This is a genomic window from Arcicella sp. GW822-FHT02H01 (assembly GCF_058802005.1).
This window is the reverse complement of record NZ_JBXANT010000001.1, coordinates 4,756,233-4,775,368: the sequence shown is the minus strand read 5'-3', so window position 1 is coordinate 4,775,368 and position 19,136 is coordinate 4,756,233. Positions and strand designations below refer to the sequence as shown.

The window sequence follows — 19,136 nt, the reverse complement described above, 5'->3', positions numbered from 1 at the left end:
TGTTATTCATGATGTTGTGTAGTTGCAGTCGCTTGGCTTTAGCCGAGTGACGACTATTCACAGAAGCCCTCTGGGCGTATTTGCTCTTGAATATGATTTAGTTTTTAGGAATAGCTTTATAAATAAGCAAACGTTTGTAAACATAAAAATCGATTACTGCATTCTTTCTATTAGAGTGCGACTTAAGTCGCACCTTAATAGAAAGAATGCAGTCGCTTGGTTTTAACCGATTGACTGCGTCATAAAAAATCCCCTCACTCATCACTGAATAAGGGGATTAATATTTAAAAAACTACGACTAAAAAATCTTCAAGTCCTCAAGTCCAAAATTCCTCAAGTCTAAAATCTAATGTCTAGCGTCTAAAGTCTCAAAAAAAGTCCTAATTAAAAAAATCCTTCATCTTTTCGAAGAAATTTTTATCGCTTTTACTTGGTTTTGGTTGGAAATTTGGCGAAGTTCTGAACTTCTCTAGTTGTTCAGTTTCTTCACGGCTAAGACTCTTAGGCGTCCAAATATTTACATGGATTAATTCATCACCCACCCCATAACCATTCAACTCTTTGATACCTTTTCCTTTTAAACGAAGAATCTTACCCGCTTGTGTTCCTGGATCAATCGTTATACGCGCTTTACCACCGATTGTTGGTACTTCTACTGAAGTTCCTAAAGCAGCATCCGCAAAATTAAGGTATAAGTCATAGATTACGTTAGTACCATCACGGTGCAATACTTCATCTGCTTCTTCTTCGATAACGATTAATAAATCGCCAGCCACACCGCCACGAGGAGGTACATTTCCTTTGCCAGTCATCGACAACTGCATGCCTTCGGCTACACCAGCAGGAATTTTGATTGGAATAACTTCTTCTTCTAATACTCTACCTTCACCAAAACACACTTCACAGCGTGTTTTAATCATCTTACCTTCACCATTACAAGTAGGGCAAGTAGAAGTTGTTACCATTTGTCCAAGCATAGTCTGCTGAACACGACGCACTTGTCCAGAACCACCACAAGTCTGGCACGACTGTAGTTCAGTACCGTTCTTAGCACCGCTTCCGCTACAAGGCTTACAAGTAACGTGACGTTTTACTTTTATTTTCTTTTCAACACCATTGGCTACTTCCTCTAGGTTCAATTTAAGTTTGATTCTTAAATCAGACCCTTTTCTAGTTCTACGGCCTTGTTGCTGACCACCCCCATTGAAGAATCCACCAAAAGGATTGTTATCACCAAAAATATCTCCAAACTGGCTGAAGATATCATCCATATTCATTCCTCCGCCATTAAAACCGCCACCTCCGCCAGCAGCTCCGCTCATTCCTGCATGACCAAAACGGTCATATTGAGCTTTTTTCTGGGCGTTTGATAACACTTCATAGGCTTCAGCGGCCTCCTTGAATTTATCTTCAGCAGCTTTATCCCCAGGATTTTTATCTGGGTGATATTTAATAGCCATCTTACGATATGCCTTCTTTATTTCGTCTTCCGAAGCTGACTTAGAAAGTTCTAATACTTCGTAATAATCTCTTTTTGCCATCTTTTCTAATCAATGAATTGAGTAATTAAGCAGGAAATCATCCAATATTTTATGGATTATAACATTACTCTAATAATATTTTTAGTTTGCTACAACAACTTTTGCAAAGCGAATTACTTTTTCGTTCAAATAATATCCTTTTTCCACTACATCAAATACTTTTCCTTTGTCTTCTTCTGTAGGCGCTGGGAATTGGGTAATTGCTTCGTGAACATCAGGGTTGAATACTTGTCCTTTAGCATCCATTGGTTTTAAACCTTTTGTAGCCAAAGTATTACTTAATTTATTGAATATCAATTGGATTCCTTCAGAAATCTCTCCTTCTTGTGCGTTGGCAGTAGCTCTTTCAATATCATCAATCACTGGAATAATATCTACAATTACTTTTTCTGATGCCGACTGAATCATTTCTAATTTCTCTTTCGCAGTACGTTTACGGAAATTATCAAAATCAGAATATAGGCGTAAATATTTATCTTTCAACTCCGCAATTTCTCCTTGAAGTTTTTCAGTTTCAGAAATTTCCACTGTTTCTTCAACAACTGCCTCTATATTTTCAGAAACATTGTCAGTTTCTTGGTTCAACGCTTGTTCTTCTGTCTGTAATTCTTCTTTATTTTCCATTTTCAATATACTTTTCGCTTTATTTTTATACTTCCCTAATACTGTCAAAAGTTTTGCCATTTGTTGGTTTCTGTCAGATTGACAGTTTTTGAATTAACAAAGTTACAGTTTTTTACGCTCAAATTGATTGAATTGCCTTATTCTTCACCGCTAAACTTCTCCATAGGTAAAAAACAGTATAGGCTTCCCACTTTTGAAAGGCTTTAAAAAAGATTTCTAAGTCTGCCCTTAAAGGTTTTTTAGGCAAACCTTTCAAAGCATTCAAGGCATTATACAACCCTACATCTCCGTAAGTTACACATTCTAAACGCTTTAACGACTTCATCAAAGCATAATTTGCCGTCCACTCCCCTATTCCTCTGATAGCCACCAACGCTTTAATAGCCTCTGCTGTTGAAAGTTCTTCTAACATGGTTTTTGAGAGTATTTTCTCTGAAAAAGTACGGGCAATCTCAATTAAATATTCTGCTTTTCGGGTCGAAAATTGCATATTTCTAAGTTCCTCTACGGTTAGCTTTGCAATTATTTCGGGTTTAGGAAAAAGATAAAAGTCTTTTCCTTCATAGGTTTGTTTGTAACCATACGTCTCCGTCAATCTACGTTTGAGCTTATACGCAAAACTAAGATTAATCTGCTGTCCAATAATCGACCAACATAAGGCTTCAAACAAATCAGGAATACCCAATAGTCGCAAACCGTGATAGTCAGTAATCATATAAGCTAAGTCGTCGTCCTTGGCTAATAGCTGATAAAATGGCATTAAATCTCGTTCTAAATCAAACCATTCTGTCACAAAATGGCAGATTTCATCTTTGGCACATTCCCCTGTTAATACTTCTATCTGCAAATGATTGTCGAGGGCTTTAATTTCAATTAAAGTTGGTTTTTCATGAATGGAAAGCAGTTTCAAAACAGAATTTTCCCGAACTTCGTGCAGGCAATCATCATAGTTTCTATCTAAAAACCATAAGCATTCTTGAAAAGAAAACTGTGCAGGAACAGGAAGGAAGATTTGATTCATGTTTTTTATTGCAAAATACTGAATTGTTTTCTTCAAATAAAAACCAAACCTTGCTAATCATTCGCAAATATGAATACTGAAATTTTCACAAAATATATTGAGTCTCCCCTCGGACAGCTTGAAGTATCTGCTACTGAAACCTATCTTACTTCTATTCTTTTTGTAGAAACACAAAAAAAGCCTAGTCCACGCAAAGAAGCAACCTTGTATGTTCCAGCCATCATTGAAACGTATGAGCAACAAATACAAGAATATTTTGAGGGTACTCGCAAGGATTTTGATATTCCCTTTCAACACGAAGGTACAGATTTTCAAAAATCAGTTTGGGAGAAACTAGTAACTATTCCTTATGGCAAAACGATTTCCTATTTAGAGCTTTCAAGAAGGATTGGTAATGAAAAAGCCATTCGTGCGGTTGGCACTACTAATGGGGCAAATAAATTTAATATTATCGTACCCTGTCATAGAGTAATTGGGGCAAATGGGTCTTTGGTAGGCTATGGCGGTGATTTATGGCGAAAAAAATGGCTATTAGAACATGAGGCTAAACATACAGGAAATTATCAGACTAGTATGTTTTGATTTTTTTGTAAAACGTTTTTTTACCCGCTGATTTATAGAGATTGATACGCTGATTTACGCTGATTATTTTACTAAAAAAATCTCCATTATCCGCGGTTTTAAAATCAGCGAGAATCTGCGGGAAATATTTACCCGCTGATTTACTGAGATTGATACGCTGATTTACGCTGATTATTTTTTACTAAAAAATCTCCATCATCTGCGGTTTTAAAATCAGCAAGAATCTGCGGGAAATATTTACCCGCTGATTTAAAGAGATTGATACGCTGATTTACACTGATTATCCTTGCTAAAAATCTCCATCATCCGCGCTTTTAAAATCAGTGAAAATCTGCGGGAAATATTTACCCGCTGATTTAAAGAGATTAATACGCTGATTTACACTGATTATCCTTGCTAAAAATCTCCATCATCCGCGCTTTTAAAATCAGCGAGAATCTGCGGGAAATATTTACCCGCTGATTTAAAGAGATTGATACGCTGATTTACACTGATTATCCTTGCTAAAAATCTCCATTATCTGCGGTTTTAAAATCAGCGAGAATCTGCGGGGAAAGTTTACTATCTACAACAAACAATCACAATCTTCTGATTTTGCGCATCGGTAGTTGCAAAAAGATAATCATCTCCGCCTTCATTCAGTTTCAACTTTTCTCTGATTTGTTTTACAGTCAAAGGAAAATTCCTGATGGTGATATTTGCTTTGTTTCCTATTATATGTTTTGCAACTTCCTTTTTATCTAATTTACAAACTGCTTTTATTTGAAAAGTCCTGCCCTGAAAACCATTGACTAATTTCTCAGAAGTATAAAGATGACTATGCGGAGCTATTTTCTGCAAATCAAATTGTTGCGCCACCATTCTAAAAGCACCCGATTTTAAAATAGCCGCATTGGGTTCATACAAAAATTGTTGTGGACTGCTAAAACCAATCATAGCCGTTTTTTCCTCCGACTTTTGGAAGGTGAAAACGTGTTGCTCAGTTGACTTTGTTTCAGTAGAATGACCTTGTTTTAGAAAATTAATGGCGGTGATTTTAGCTTCTGCATGATAGTCTTTTTGCAGGTGAAATAAAATTTCTTTTACTTCATTTTCCACAGCAACGATATATACGTTCGATACATTTTTTAATTCCAATATGGCTAAATCAATATCCAACATAGGCGATACCTTCAAGAGTATGTTATTCGTTCTTTCAAAAATCAAGTTTTTGATTTCCAATATATTAGGCTCACAATCTTGTAGTTTTACTACTTTGTTACCCGTATCGTCACGCCTATGTGGGTCAAGGTAAATCCATGAAAATTTATCTTCGTTCTCTTTCAACCAAGTTTCAGAATTTCCTCGAATAAATTGGATGTTCTTAATACCGAGTACCTGATAATTATGCTGAGTAACTTTCAATAACTCACTATTCTGTTCAGCATAAAAAGCGTTGTTGAAGCCTTTACTCATATAAGCAAGGTCTATTCCCATACCCCCTGTTAGGTCTAACAGGTTTTCTCCGTTTACCAGACTTGCTTTAAATTTAGCCGTAATTTCCGAAGAAGATTGTTCTAACGACAGCATTTTGGGGAAGAAAACATCAAGGTTTTCAGTCCATTCTGGCAGTTTGTTTTTAGCTTTTTGTCTAGCCTGAATTTGTGCTACTAAATAAGGAATATTGAGGGTTGGAAAACGCTTTGCTTGTAAAAGTAACTGATTTACATCATCATGAAGATGTGTTTGTACAAAGTGTTTTTCTGATTCCGAGAGTATATATGTTGAAGACGATTCGATAATTTTAGCTTTTAAGCTACAAAATTACATGGTTGAGATGATATTTCTGAGATAATAGGTGTTTTTCAGGGCAACATACTCATTTGCTGTAGGCAGTACTTATCAATTATAATAAAAACTACTGACTACAGCATTTTTAAGTAAGAGTTATGAATCGTGAGTGATGAGTAGTCTCTATTTGTAAAATACTTAGCACTCGTAATTCAGCACTCATACTTTTACTATTCTTTCTTAACCACTTTGTTCTTTTTCTTAAATGGCTTTTTCTTAAAACCACTCGCATTAACTCTTTTATTAGGCTGATACACTGGCGCCTCGCCCATTCCTTCTGGCAATGGCGTTTTAGGAATCTCTCTTCCTATCAAGGCTTCTATCGCAGCAAACTTCTTCTGGTCTTTGTCATTGATAAAAGTAATGGCTACACCAGTAGTTGCCGCACGAGCCGTCCTCCCGATTCTGTGGATATAATCTTCAGGGTCGTTTGGCGTATTAAAATTAACCACTAAACTGATTCCTTCTACATCTATTCCTCTTGAAAGAATATCTGTACCAATCAAAACGGGCAAAGATTTACTTTTGAACTCTCTCAGAATCTCTTCTCTTTCTTTCTGATCTAAGTCAGAGTGAAACGCTTTGGCTTTCAGTCCTGCTTGTCTTAGTTCTTTGTCTAATTGCTTTACATTTTCCTTGGTTGAAGCAAAAATAATAACACTACTATATTTCCCTTCTTCCAAAAGATGTGTCAACAATTTTATTTTTTGTGTATCATACACCAGATACGCTTGTTGCGAAATGCCGTCTGATGGTTTAGAAATAGAAATATTTACTTGCTCTGGATTATTCAGAATAGTATTAGCCAACAACCTGATTTTGGGAGGCATCGTCGCAGAAAAAAGAATCGTCTGTCTGTCAGCAGGGAGATACTTGATGATTTTGATGATATCATCATAAAAACCCATGTCCAGCATCCTATCGGCTTCGTCCAGAATCAAATGTTTTAAATGAGAGAAGTTTATCTTACCCATTTGTAACAAAGCGATTAGCCTTCCGGGGGTAGCTATAATGATTTCTGCACCATCTTCTAGGGCTTTTCTTTGCTGATTCCAAGCAGCGCCATCACCTCCGCCATATATCGAAATAGAGCTGATACCCGTAAAATAGCCCAAACCTTCTACTTGTTGGTCTATTTGCGTGGCAAGCTCGCGAGTAGGCGAGATAATCAGCGTATTGAGGTGCCTCTGTTTATCAGGCGTATTGATAATCTTATGCAAAGTTGGCAACAAAAAAGCAGCAGTCTTACCTGTTCCAGTCTGAGCACAGGCAATTAAATCTTTATTTTGAAGAATCAGCGGAATAGCTTGTTCTTGTATTGCAGTTGGTTTGGTATAACCCATCGACTCTAGGCCGTCTAAAAGCTTTGAATCAAAGTTGAAATCTTGAAATGTCAATTTATATTAGTTTAAATTTTGCTCGTCTAACAAGGATTATATTGAACTTGTTGACGCTAAAGTAAAGTATTTTAGCATACAGAACGAACAAACGTTGATGTTCAATTTTGAAAAGATAGCTAAAATTTACGACAAATACAAATTGACAATCCAAAGGGTTTTTATAAATAAATTTACAGCAAGTCTGTAAGTCCAGCCGTATAAGCTAAATTTGCCAGTGCTTTTTCATATTTACTCTTCAACGATTCTACTTTTATGCGCATATCAATCAGTTTGCTTTCGCGACTGTTAATCAAGAACAAAGTACTTTCGCCAATTTCAAATTTCCGTTGTTCGGCTTTCGTTAATAGTTCTTGGTTCTTTGCCGCATCTTGTTGAATACGTAGCTGACGTTCATAGTTTTTCACTTCGTTATAAGCTGCATACACATCATTCATGATTTCACGTCGTGCCAGATTCAATTCAAAACCTGTACTCAATTGCTTGATTCTGATTTGCTGTAGCTTCCCTCTTTCTTTTCTTAGGAACAGGGGCATTATAAACTCAAAGCCCAGCTTATGGTTATTAGTCGAAAAGGAATTTTCGTACGAATAAGCAGGATTTGAGCTAAAGCTATCTGCAATAAAATTGAAATTAGCATTCAGCGTCGGCTTTAGCATTTCCCTTCTAAACTTTTCTTCAATCCCTAATTGTTGGATTTTCAAATCGTATTTCTGAATTTCAGGGTGTCTTGATTTCGCCTGACTAATTAAACCTTGAAGCGTGGTTTCATCTACTTTTATCACTGCCGACGCTGGCGGAAAAGCATTTTCAGGCAATTCAAGCGGATTTTCCTTATCATCCCACAGATAGTTTGACAACGCCAACCTAGTATTCTGCAAATCTACCTGAGCTTGTTCTAAAGCTACTTCACGGTCTTGTAGCGTAATCTTCGCTTCCACAGAATCTATCGTAGCTTGTTCGCCTACTCGCGAACGTTCGCGAGTAGCGATAAATCTTTGGTTTGCCAAATCGTAGCCTTCACGTACAAATTGTAATTGCTGATGGCTAAACCACCACTCCCAATAGCTTTTGGCAGCATACAAGATGGTTTTGTTAATCAGCTTTTGGCGCTCTGCTTCGGCTATGTTCTTGGCTAAATTAGCTTGCTTCAATGTATTTCTTCGCGCATCAATCACCAAGCCTTGACCAATCGGCACGCTTAAACCCGCCACGATGAGTCGGGATGATTCTTCCGCCAACAGCTTTTTACCAGTACTTTGGTCGTAACCCACTTTAAAATCTATACCCGTCCAAGTAGGAATTTTAAGTGCATTATGCCAGCGGTTATAATAATCATCCCCTTTAAACGCCTTTCTGTCAAAATCTGATGATAACTTTGGATCAAAAGCCCCTCTGGCTTGCATAATTTCGGCATCGGCATCAGCCAAGTATAAATTGGCTTGTTTTACGGTCGGATGATTCTTTAAAACCAAACTTTTAAAATCTTCATAACTAAATGTTGCTTGTGCATTAGCATTACTAATGGCGCTCATTAATAGTATAAAGACGTATATGGTATAAAATCGTGGTGTTGAAAAACCTTTCCTATCAAAAGCATTAGATTGATGAACACCACTAATTATTGATTGTTTCATTTTACTTTGCTTTTTTCTGATTTAAAGCTCCTTCTGGCTCTTGTTTTAACGTTGGTGGAAAAGCATTCAGTTGACGCCAGATTTCATACCAAACTGGTACGTCGTCGAGCATTACCCAACCTACTACGCCCGAACCCATTCTTAATTGCTTTGGCCATTTTTGCTCGCCTTTAGCAATTTTAGGGACAATCAGCAATCGGTATTCGCCTTTCGTATTATCTATCCTATCAATTACTTTGACAATTCCGCCAAAAGTACCTACCGTAGCCGATGGCCAACCTGAAAATACTAATGATGGCCAACCTTCAAATTGCAAACGTACTTCACGCCCTTCGGTAATCAGTGGGACATCCATTGCTTTGACAAACAATTCAACTGCCATTTCTGGATTGAAAGGTTGAAGGGTACAGATAGATTCCCCTTCTTTAATGTTTTCGCCGATACCTGCTTTTAAGGCACGCACTACATAGCCTTCTTGGGGCGCTTTGATATAATATTGATTTCTACGAATATCCACATTGGTAATTTTATTACTCAATTGTGAAATTTCATACTGACCAGCAGCTAAAGATGAAAATGCCGAGCTTTTATCAGACTCAGCTTTCGCAATTTTCTCAGCGTATTCAGCACCAATAGAATTAAGTTCAATTTGTGCATTGGTTAATTCCTGACGAGAAATCGCTAATTTATTTTGCGTAGAAACCAATTTGGTTCTTGTCTCCTGCAATTTCAATTTACGTGATTCCAATTCGCTTAGCGAAACCAACCCACCATTTTTGTACTGGTCTTCGCCCCTGTCATACCTTACTTGTGCAATATTAAATTGTACTTGTTCGGCTATCACATCCGTACTATCAGAAGTTACTTTCAGAAAGCCCTGCTTCACTTTGTTTCTGGCTTTTTGTAAACTAAACTTCTGGTTTTGCTCTAATGCTACAATCTGTTGTGATAAGGCATCAATTTTAGCTTGGTAACTAGCTAGTCCAGCTTTTTTGGCGGTTAATTGTTCTTGTAAACGTGAAGGCAGGTTGGGGTCAAAATAATCATCCTTCGTTTCTGAAATTACCAGTAAGGTATCACCCTTTTCTACTAAGTCGCCTTCTTTTACCAACCATTCTTCTATTCTTCCCGATATAATATTTTGTACATTCTGTGGTCTATCTTTAGGCGTAAAAGCCGAAATATCACCTTTGCCCGTAACGTTCTGTTGCCAAGGCAAAAATAATATCAATAATAAAATCACTACGATAGCCATCAGCCAACGTTTCAGAATTACTGCCGAACGTGGTGTATGCAAGGTATTAAGCGAGTGCAATTCAAATTGCTCGTTTACCTGCTTACTGATACTTTGTTTTGATAAATTTAACATATCTTAATCTATAGCTTCTTGAAAGTTGATGTCTTTGATTAAATCTTGGTACCTGCCTTGTAATACGATTTCGCCTTCGTTCAATACGATTACTTTGTCACAAGCAGCCATTACCATAGGGTCGTTTGAGATGGTAAGGAGTGTCCAAGGATTAGCCTTATCCGTTAAAAACGCAATTGTTTTCAGCCTTTCTGCTTTATGCAATTCTCGGTAAATATCCGTAATCATCAGTAGCTGAGGTTTCTCTACTACACATCTTGCTACGGAAATTTTAGCGATAAAGCTTTCTGAAAAACGTTTTCCTCCCGCAATCATCGGCGTATTTAATCCATCTGGCAATTCAGCAATAAAATCACTTAAATTCAAGCTATCCAAAGCCCACTTTACATCACTAAATTTCACACTCGAGCGACCCATGGCGATATTATCCAACAATGACCCATCAAAGATGGCATCAAGTGCCAAGTTTCTTTCGATGGCGTCTCTGATAGAATCTAATTTTACGTCTCTGATAGACATTCCGTTGTAGGTAATGCCTCCTTCAAAATCAGTAAAAATAGCCGAAAGTATCTTTAATAATGTTTCTTTACCCGAGCCATTCGTACCTGTGATACAAATGCTTTCTTTAGGCTTGATTTCTAAATTAAGTTTTTTCAAGACGTGTTTCGCTCCCCCTGGATAACGGTAGCTCAAATCCTTTAATTTAATTTCAAGTCCTTGGGCATTTTCATGAAAATTGATATTCAAGCCTGTTTGGCGTTCTAAAGGTAAATCGGTCACAAAACCTATTTTCTCGACAGCCGTCAATAAATCAAAAACGGTATCTGCCCCAGAAATTAATTTTTCTACTGAGTTTACCACCAAGACAATGATAATTTCAGAAGCCACAAATTGACCTAAAGAAATCTGGCGGTCTATTACCAAAGAAGTACCTAAAATCAACAAAACAGCCGTAACGAACGTCTTGAAGAAAACAGCATTGCCATACAATATCAAAAGTACCTTGAAGTGTTTTTTACGATATTTTAGGTAATTATTCACCAGATAATCCATCCTTTGCATTGGCAAATTAGTAGAACCTGCTGATTTAAAAGCGTATAATGTACGGGCAATATCTTCTAGCCACTGGGCTACCTTGTATTTATATTTCGATTCAGCCAAGCTAGTTTCCATCCCTTTTCCTGCATTGATATATACCACAAAAGTAACGATAGCGATAGTCAGCAAACCAAATGCAATAAAGTAAGGATGGTACAGCGATAATAGAATCATGCCGAAGAGAATCTGAATTAAGGCGGCAGTAATATCGATTAATACTTTGGGGAGGGCTTTTTGAACATTGAGAATATCAAAGAAGCGGTTCATTAATTCTGGGGCATACGAGCCTAATAATGCTTCTGATTTTACTCTGGGGATTCGGTAGGTAAATTCAAAAGCAGCTTTGGCAAAAACTCTTCTTTGTAGTACTTCAACTAAGGTTTGTTGATATATCTGTAAAATACCTGAAATAATAACACCTAATATTACGACGGTAATCAATACATAAACCGAACTAAAAACTAACCCACCAGATACTAAACCTATAATTGCTTGGATACCTAACGGAAGAGTTAAACTGATTATTCCGACGACAATGGCATAAATATAAATGTATCCGATGTCTTTACGCTCTGCTTTTAGCATCCTGAATAACCGCTTCGTCGGACTCAATTCTTCTGGTGCAACAATATTATCCATGTTTTCGAGCGGATAAACAATCAAAAATCTTACTTTGCCATTTTTCGTACTATCGGCATGATTATTGATTTTGACAGGCTGGAAAGTTTCATTTTCTGAAATCTTCTCTACATCCCGATTATCGGCAAATTGATAAAATTGAGGTTCATTGTCTTTTAGTTTTCTGGCAGCAAAAATGATTTTAATAGCATCTTCGCTTTCATCAAAAAAAATTACTGGATGTTTATTCCCTCTGAGGAGTTCTGGGAAATCTTGCCCACTGGCATAATTTTCTACTACTAAGAATTGTTGTTTACGGGCGGCTTGAGTCAGCGCATTAACAAATACATCAATTTCATCAGCACTAAATGTTTTTAGTTTAGAAAGAGGCGATTGGTAAGCGAAGTTATCAAAATCAGTACCGTAAAACTCGGTTAGTTTCTTAACAATAAGGCTTAACTGAGTGGATTGCATATGTTTTGTGTTTGAATGTGGGTGATATTATTGTCTTTAAATAAAGAAATAACCTCTGTTTAATTGTTCTAACAACGAAATTAATTGCTTTGTTTAGATAAATTCTAAATAAATTGACAGGCGGTTAATGTCATTAATAAAAGTAAGATTTATCAACAACAAATAATTCTACCAAAGTTTGTTAGTAAATTTGTTGTTCTACCTTTTCTAAAAAGTATTTAATATATTCTGCTCCAATAATTTTTTATTTGATTTTGAACTTTTAAATTCCGTTTCCCATCTCTCTAAAGCTTCCTATAACTTATGTTAGATGACTGAAACAAAATAAGAAATATGTTCCCAAGAAAAACAAGTGCTTTATTTATATTTTTGATTTTCCATTTATATAATATATACGCTTTTCAAAAAAATGATACTGCGCCAAGCTCGGATGTAACCCAAATCATTCAGAAGGCTATCAAGCTTGCTCCAGTGCATGATGAATCTTTTGTGAATTACGAAGCAGAAGTATTTATCCAAAATTCGGCAAAATGGAATACAATCCCAAATATTTGGGAGCCTTTACTTGCTAAAGAAGGGATAGCAGAAAAGCTCGTTTACCAATCTGAGTCTTTTGCTAAGTTTTATGTTAGCAGTAATAATACTTATTATTTTCAACACAAAGCGTTGAGAAATAATTACCATGCCGAGGCTCGTCCTGACAAATACGTAAACCCGAATTTCTATAAAGCAACTTTAGGGACAGGCGCTATTTCTCCGCTTTCACCCAAGGCTTTCCAATACTACGATTTTGAATTGGTAGATACCAAAACTATTAATAAGGTAAAAGTTTACAACATCAAAGTTACTCCTAAACACAACAATGATGAAAAAGTATTTAGTGGGATAATTTCTTTGACTGACGGGGATTTTTATCTACAAGATTTAGACTTAACCGTCAAAAACTACAATATTACTTATCATATCACCATCAATTATGTCCGTTTTAATACCCAGTGGGTACCTCAACAGTATAAAATTGTTGCCACAGGAGCTTTGATGGGTTTTGAAGGGGAATATACATATATGGCCAAAGTCTGGGATTATCAGGACATTGCCCATAAAATTATTCCCGATTTAATTCGTCCTGACGAAAGCGAGTTCAACGAAATAGTGAATGTGCAAGAACGTAATTTTGAAGTGCAACAATTCAAACAAGTGATGTCGGCTTTGGGAACAAACCTAAAAAACCAATGGAGTGATGCCAACATTGCCTCTGGTTTGAAGCGCTATGATAAAGTTGAAATTGTACGCAATGCAGAACGCCAAAGCGATAACGTTTGGACTGACTTAAAAAACAATACTGACTTTCAGGCTTTCACGCCGAATTTACCTATTAATTCACAAAACAAAAATTCATTACCCCTACAACCTGACGAGTTTTCGACCTACCGACAAGCCAATCAAAAATTTGGCATTGGTAGTGTATTGTTTAGCCGTTCTTATTTTTGGGGAGATACCAAACGTGGATTCTATCCTTACGAAATCTATTACAAATCTCCTGTCCTAGATTTCAACTTCAATACTGTAGAAGGCTTTGTGTTTAATACGGGTGCTTTATTTCGTTTCAGAAGAAATCGATACGATTGGTTTGAGATTGACCCTACTTGGCGTTATTCAGTTACCCAGAATCGTTCGATGGGAATGTTGAAACTCCGTTGGAAAACGCAGAAAGAAGAAATAAGTTTTTCTGGCGGAAAGTTTATCTCTCAATACAATGTAGATACGCCAGTAGCCCTAGATTTAAACTCGTTATCGACGCTTATTCTTAAAAAGAACTTTGTTAAAATCTACGAAAAAGACTTTGTCAATATTTCATTCACCGACCGTTTTTCTAATACTTTAGGGATTAAAACGTCCTTGGAATGGGCAAAACGCTATCCACTAGAAAATACGACAAACTACTATTGGCTTAATTATGGGGGAGATGCATACTCTCCGAACTTTCCTAAAAGTCAGGAACTACCCGATACAAAGTTTCAGAACAATGATGCCTTCTTAGCTAATTTTCAGATTAACTATCGCCCTACGCTGAAAAAGCAATACCGCAATAATATTCGTTATGTAGACTTCTCGTCGTCGCCATTAATTACCTTCAAATACCGTGGTGCTATTCCTAAATTGTTTGGTAGCGAAATAGATTTCCATACGATTGAACTAGGCATTGCACACAACTTCCCGTTGAGTATCAATACAAATTTCAATTATATCGCTCAGGCAGGTACTTTTTTAAGTGCAAAAAAAATGACTTTTGCTGACTACAAGCACTTTAATGGCAACAATAATACAATTGCCATTGGCGAAGCCCTCACTACCCATCGTTTGGTAGGTTTTTATGATAACTATATTTGGGGAGTAAGTAAAAAGTTGATTGACCCATTTTATTTTTCAACCAATGGTTCATACATTGACATCATGACGATGTTTGGTCTTAGAAAATTTGCGTTGACTCAATCGACGCTGATACGTAACAAAGGAATTCGTGAAGACCTTTTTGCCAACTACCTTTATACTGCCAACAACAATATCCATAATATCGAAGTGGGCTATGGAGTAGATGGCATCTTAAGAATTTTAAGAGTTGAAGCTGTTCTTGCCTACAATAATCGTGGCATACCTAATAAGGATTTTACAGGTTTCAAGAATACCATGATAGGCCTCAGGGTATCGCTTAATTCAAGAGTACGTGGTGGCGTTACTCCTGATTGGTGATAATCTTCAACATTTTTGCTAGCGAAAGCACTTATCATCTTATTTGGATGTAGGTGTTTTCGCTTTTTTTTTTGTCCCTCCTTGAAGTATTAAAATGGCAATTGTTTAATTTTAAAAATAAATTGCATAAAACTAATACAATAAATTAGGCACTATAGCTTCAAAATGCATTCATACATCTAAAAAAAGATAGTAAAGTCATTAGAAAATACTAACTTAAGAACTAATTTATATCCAAACACTCTTATTTTTAAATCTAATATTTTATGAAAAATCTATTGAGAATAGCATCACTAGTCGTTTTAGTTGCTTCAGCAAATTCTTCACAAGCACAAGTAAGTCTTAAAAAGTTATGGGAAAGCGATACAACAAGTCTTCTTACACCAGAATCTATCTTGTTTGAGCCTAAATCTAAAACAGTGTTTGTTTCTTGTATCAACGGTGGGCCAGCCGCTACTAACTCAAACAGTTATATTGCCAAAGTAGATTTGAATGGAAAGGTTACGCAACAGAAATTTACTGAAAACTTGCAATCGACTAAAGGCTTGGGCTTTTTAGATGGTAAACTGTATGTAACTGAAATTTTTAAATTAGTAGAAATCGATGCTAAGTCTGGAAAAGTATTAAACAAATACGACGTGCCAGATGCGAAGTTCTTGAACGATATAGGCGTAGATACGAAAAACAAAATCGTTTATTTTACGGATATGCGTTCGGACAGACTTTGGAAATTAGACAAAGGGCAGATTGTGAAAGTAGTAGAAGGAGCGCCATTGAAAAGTCCAAATGGATTATTCTTTGAAAATGGCAAATTGATTGCTGGCAATGGTGATGGTAAAATATTGGCTTATGATTTACAGTCACAACAATTTTCAACCATTGCTGAAGGCATGGGTGGTATCGATGGTATTTTAACAGATGGCAAAAAAGGATATTTTGCATCTGAATGGAGAGGAAAAGTTTGGCATATCAACACAGAGGGCAAAACGCAATTATTACTCGACTTTGTTGATGCAAAAGTAAACACGGCTGATTTTGAGTATATTCCAAGCAAAAAACTATTAATCATACCCACTTTCTTGAAAAATAAGATAATGGCTTATGAGGTAGAATAGCTTGAAAGCTGTGAGCTATGAGCAATGAGCTTTGAGCAATCAGCAATAAATTATAAGCTGTTTTTGGGATAAAGTAAAATTCTCAGCATTAAAGCTTTAAAATATCAAGCATTATTTTAGTAAGATTAAATACAAAATAGAGAGAATGCTCATTGCTCAAAGCTTACGACTTAAAACTTTAGAACATTAACTATCATTACGTTAAATACAAAATAGAGAGAATGCTCATTGCTCACGGCTTAAAGCTCATTGCCTTCTCTCCGATTCAATAAATTAAAATTATGGCAAAGTATAATCTATTAATAAATGGCAAAAAGTATAATGTAGATGCTGATGCCGATACACCCCTTTTGTGGGTTATTCGCGATTATGTAGGGTTGAAAGGCACTAAGTTCGGTTGTGGGATGGCACTTTGTGGTGCCTGCACTGTCCACCTAGACGGTCAGCCTATTCGTTCTTGTTCAACGCCAATCTCAACAGTGAAGGCAACCAACAAAATAACGACTATCGAAGGCATTTCAGCAAATACTGACAGTGCTGTTCAGAAAGCATGGATTGAAGAACAAGTGCCACAATGTGGTTACTGTCAGTCGGGACAAATCATGTCGGCTGTGGCGTTATTAAAAGAAAAAAGTAATCCCACAGATTCCGAAATAGATGATGCGATGTCTGGAAATATTTGTCGTTGTGGTACTTATCCACGTATCCGTAAGGCCATCCATCGAGCAGCAGCATTGATGCACGAAGGAACGAACTCTACTGGTAAGTAATCTTTAAACCACACGAACATGACACAGAATAACTCACGCAGAGACTTCATAAAAGCCAGTACGATATTGGCAATAGGCTTTTCTTTTTCTTCCATCGGAAAAGCAGAAAGCATCCATAAGATTGATACTACTGCGGCTGCATTGGGAATAGAATTGGATCCATACATTTTAATTAATGATGATGGTAAGATTATTCTTTTCAATGCCCGCCCAGATATGGGACAAGGCACTTACCAATCGCTTCCATTATTGATTGCCGAAGAATTGGAGGTGACTTTAGACCAAGTAGAAATCCGTAATACTGACGGACAAGGAAAATATGGCGCTCAACTTTCGGGCGGGTCGTCTTCGGTTCGTACACGTTGGCTACCAATGCGTAAAGCAGGTGCTGCGGTAAAAGAAATGTTGATTACGGCTGCCAGCAAAAAATGGCAAGTACCTACTACAGAATGCTATGCCCAAACAGGCAAGGTTTTTCATAAACCATCAGGTAAATCTTATACGTATGGTGAACTAGTAGAGGAAGCCTCTAAATTAGAAGTACCTAAAAATCCAAAACTAAAAAGTCCTAATGATTTTAAGTTATTGGGCAAATCAGTACCTCGTCCAGAGATTCCTTCAAAAGTAAATGGAACAGCTATTTTTGGCATAGATTCAGATATTCCAGGAATGTTGTTTGCTAGTATCGAACGCTCACCGACTATTCATGGTAAAGTAGTAAACTTTGATAGTTCGGCAGCTATGAAGGTAAAAGGCGTAAAGCACGTGTTGAAATCAGAACGTAAGATGCCTCATAAAGCCGTAGAAACTGTAGCCGTTATAGCTGATACCTATTGGGGAGCATTGAAAGGACGAAGAGCATTGAAAATCACTTGGGATGCTCAGGGTTCTGATAAAATCTCAACCGATGCATACTTTGAAAACTTGCGTACTTTAGCCAAAACCGAAGGACAAGAGTATAAAAAAGAAAAAGTTGGTGACTTTAACAAAGGTTTTGAAGGAGCCAATAAAAAGATAGAAGCTCAGTACGAAACTCCATTCTTGGCTCATGCTCCGCTAGAACCTGAAAATGCTACGGTGTGGGTACAAGGCGATAAAGTAGAAGTTTGGGCACCTATTCAAGGGCCAGATGGATTGATTCCGCAACTAGCGCAATATTTGAATATCAAGCCCGAAAATGTTAAAGTGAATGTGCCTTTTATGGGCGGTGCTTTTGGTAGAAAAGCCTATTTTGATTACGTAATGGAAGCAGCTAATTTGTCAAAACAAATCAAAGCTCCCGTAAAAGTAATTTGGACACGCGAAGACGATACTACACAAGGCCCATTTCGTCCCGGTATGCTTTCGGCGATGCAAGGTGGCTTGGATGAAAAAGGTAATGTTGTGGCAGTGAATCATAAAATTGTAGGTAGCTCTATTCAGCACCAAGTATTTGGCAATCCATTGAAAAATGCGCCAGATGATTGGGCCATTGAAACGGCTAATACTGAAGACAGTCCTTATGATTTTACCAATAGAAAAGCATCTTTCCATTTAGCAGAAACTGATATTCCCATTCTTTGGTGGCGTTCGGTATATTCTTCAACGACTGCTTTCGGACAAGAATCCTTTATTGATGAGTTAGCTCATGCTGCTAATATAGACCCCTTGGCTTTCCGTTTGGATATGTTGGCGGATGCTTCAAGATTCACTAGAGTATTGCAAACTTTAGCTAAGAAAACTAATTATCACCAGAAACTTCCAGAAAACCAAGCGATAGGTATTGCCATTGCTCGTTCGTTCGGAACAATAGTAGCCCATGCGGTTACGGTTTCTAAAAATGGTAAAGGGGTAAAAATAGACAAAGTAGTTTCGGTAATCGACTGTGGTATGACGGTAAACCCTGATAATATAAAAGCCCAAACTGACGGGAATATCGTGATGGGATTGACTGCTGCTATCAAAAACGGCATTACCTTCAAAGATGGCATGGCTGAACAAAGCAATTTCCATCAATATAATGTTTTGAGGTTCAGCGAAATGCCTAAAACTGAAGTTCATATTATTGATAACGAAGAAGCCCCAGGTGGTGTGGGTGAGCCAGGCCTACCGCCTTTCGCTCCTGCCCTTTGCAATGCTATCTATAATTTAACAGGCAAAAGAATCCGTACATTGCCTTTTGATATTGATAATATTGGGTAGGTGAAAGATGACATGACACATCCCAAATTTTAGAATTAAAAAGCGGTCAAAAATATATTTTTTGACCGCTTTTTTGATTGATAGATGTCGATTATAGTTCCGCAAGGAACACAATATCGGTAGCACAA

The 19,136-nt window shown here is 37.0% G+C and carries 13 protein-coding genes; 5 read left to right on the top strand and 8 right to left on the bottom strand.

All coding sequences use genetic code 11. The features are described 5' to 3' along the window. Nucleotides 1-380 precede the first annotated feature (380 nt). The 3 genes from dnaJ to AC1RNE_RS19955 all read right to left on the bottom strand — a co-directional run bounded on the left by dnaJ (nt 381) and on the right by AC1RNE_RS19955 (nt 3,186). Nucleotides 381-1,541, bottom strand: a complete 1,161-nt coding sequence (gene dnaJ, locus AC1RNE_RS19965; RefSeq protein WP_492803417.1) for a molecular chaperone DnaJ — start codon at nt 1,539-1,541, stop codon at nt 381-383. Nucleotides 1,542-1,622: 81 nt separating this feature from the next. After that, nucleotides 1,623-2,225, bottom strand: a complete 603-nt coding sequence (locus AC1RNE_RS19960; protein WP_309919367.1) for a nucleotide exchange factor GrpE — start codon at nt 2,223-2,225, stop codon at nt 1,623-1,625. A gap of 58 nt (nt 2,226-2,283) precedes the next feature. Continuing rightward, nucleotides 2,284-3,186, bottom strand: coding sequence for a DNA-3-methyladenine glycosylase family protein (locus tag AC1RNE_RS19955; protein WP_492803414.1), 903 nt, complete (start codon nt 3,184-3,186; stop codon nt 2,284-2,286). 69 nt (nt 3,187-3,255) lie between these two features. On the opposite strand from AC1RNE_RS19955, the gene AC1RNE_RS19950 reads away from it, so the two are divergent. Continuing rightward, nucleotides 3,256-3,768, top strand: coding sequence for a methylated-DNA--[protein]-cysteine S-methyltransferase (locus AC1RNE_RS19950; RefSeq protein WP_492803413.1), 513 nt, complete (start codon nt 3,256-3,258; stop codon nt 3,766-3,768). Nucleotides 3,769-4,329: 561 nt separating this feature from the next. Here the strand turns inward: AC1RNE_RS19950 and AC1RNE_RS19945 are convergent. From AC1RNE_RS19945 to AC1RNE_RS19925, 5 genes are all read right to left on the bottom strand, one after another. Continuing rightward, nucleotides 4,330-5,337 carry a class I SAM-dependent methyltransferase gene (locus AC1RNE_RS19945; protein WP_492803411.1) on the bottom strand — a complete coding sequence of 336 codons (1,008 nt, stop codon included), beginning with the start codon at nt 5,335-5,337 and terminating at the stop codon, nt 4,330-4,332. A gap of 431 nt (nt 5,338-5,768) precedes the next feature. Further along, nucleotides 5,769-6,995 (bottom strand): DEAD/DEAH box helicase, encoded by a 1,227-nt coding sequence (locus tag AC1RNE_RS19940; RefSeq protein ID WP_492803409.1) that lies wholly within the window; start codon nt 6,993-6,995, stop codon nt 5,769-5,771. A gap of 173 nt (nt 6,996-7,168) precedes the next feature. Then, nucleotides 7,169-8,632, bottom strand: coding sequence for a TolC family protein (locus AC1RNE_RS19935; protein WP_492803407.1), 1,464 nt, complete (start codon nt 8,630-8,632; stop codon nt 7,169-7,171). 1 nt (nt 8,633) lies between these two features. Then, nucleotides 8,634-10,001: an HlyD family secretion protein gene (locus AC1RNE_RS19930; protein WP_492803405.1), complete on the bottom strand. Its 1,368-nt coding sequence runs from the start codon at nt 9,999-10,001 to the stop codon at nt 8,634-8,636. A gap of 3 nt (nt 10,002-10,004) precedes the next feature. Continuing rightward, nucleotides 10,005-12,191, bottom strand: a complete 2,187-nt coding sequence (locus AC1RNE_RS19925; protein WP_492803403.1) for a peptidase domain-containing ABC transporter — start codon at nt 12,189-12,191, stop codon at nt 10,005-10,007. A 333-nt stretch (nt 12,192-12,524) separates the two neighbouring features. Here AC1RNE_RS19925 and AC1RNE_RS19920 point away from each other — a divergent pair, with 333 nt between their 5' ends. The 4 genes from AC1RNE_RS19920 to AC1RNE_RS19905 all read left to right on the top strand — a co-directional run bounded on the left by AC1RNE_RS19920 (nt 12,525) and on the right by AC1RNE_RS19905 (nt 19,008). Next, nucleotides 12,525-14,942 (top strand): DUF5686 family protein, encoded by a 2,418-nt coding sequence (locus AC1RNE_RS19920; protein WP_492803402.1) that lies wholly within the window; start codon nt 12,525-12,527, stop codon nt 14,940-14,942. Nucleotides 14,943-15,208: 266 nt separating this feature from the next. Beyond that, a complete protein-coding gene (locus AC1RNE_RS19915; RefSeq protein ID WP_492803400.1) occupies nt 15,209-16,057 on the top strand; it encodes an SMP-30/gluconolactonase/LRE family protein in 849 nt (282 codons plus the stop codon). Nucleotides 16,058-16,338: 281 nt separating this feature from the next. Beyond that, nucleotides 16,339-16,827, top strand: coding sequence for a (2Fe-2S)-binding protein (locus AC1RNE_RS19910; RefSeq protein ID WP_492803398.1), 489 nt, complete (start codon nt 16,339-16,341; stop codon nt 16,825-16,827). Between the two features lie 18 nt (nt 16,828-16,845). Continuing rightward, complete coding sequence (locus tag AC1RNE_RS19905; RefSeq protein WP_492803397.1) at nt 16,846-19,008, top strand: xanthine dehydrogenase family protein molybdopterin-binding subunit; 2,163 nt, start codon at nt 16,846-16,848, stop codon at nt 19,006-19,008. Nucleotides 19,009-19,136: the final 128 nt, after the last annotated feature.

Excerpts from the sequence above, each read along its gene's own strand:
- AC1RNE_RS19930 (WP_492803405.1), bottom strand. The coding sequence starts at position 10,001 with ATGTTAAATTTATCAAAACAAAGTATCAGTAAGCAGGTAAACGAGCAA.
- AC1RNE_RS19910 (WP_492803398.1), top strand. The coding sequence starts at position 16,339 with ATGGCAAAGTATAATCTATTAATAAATGGCAAAAAGTATAATGTAGAT.
- AC1RNE_RS19925 (WP_492803403.1), bottom strand. The coding sequence starts at position 12,191 with ATGCAATCCACTCAGTTAAGCCTTATTGTTAAGAAACTAACCGAGTTT.
- AC1RNE_RS19950 (WP_492803413.1), top strand. The coding sequence starts at position 3,256 with ATGAATACTGAAATTTTCACAAAATATATTGAGTCTCCCCTCGGACAG.
- AC1RNE_RS19915 (WP_492803400.1), top strand. The coding sequence starts at position 15,209 with ATGAAAAATCTATTGAGAATAGCATCACTAGTCGTTTTAGTTGCTTCA.
- AC1RNE_RS19905 (WP_492803397.1), top strand. The coding sequence starts at position 16,846 with ATGACACAGAATAACTCACGCAGAGACTTCATAAAAGCCAGTACGATA.
- dnaJ (WP_492803417.1), bottom strand. The coding sequence starts at position 1,541 with ATGGCAAAAAGAGATTATTACGAAGTATTAGAACTTTCTAAGTCAGCT.
- AC1RNE_RS19945 (WP_492803411.1), bottom strand. The coding sequence starts at position 5,337 with ATGCTGTCGTTAGAACAATCTTCTTCGGAAATTACGGCTAAATTTAAA.
- AC1RNE_RS19935 (WP_492803407.1), bottom strand. The coding sequence starts at position 8,632 with ATGAAACAATCAATAATTAGTGGTGTTCATCAATCTAATGCTTTTGAT.
- AC1RNE_RS19955 (WP_492803414.1), bottom strand. The coding sequence starts at position 3,186 with ATGAATCAAATCTTCCTTCCTGTTCCTGCACAGTTTTCTTTTCAAGAA.
- AC1RNE_RS19920 (WP_492803402.1), top strand. The coding sequence starts at position 12,525 with ATGTTCCCAAGAAAAACAAGTGCTTTATTTATATTTTTGATTTTCCAT.
- AC1RNE_RS19960 (WP_309919367.1), bottom strand. The coding sequence starts at position 2,225 with ATGGCAAAACTTTTGACAGTATTAGGGAAGTATAAAAATAAAGCGAAA.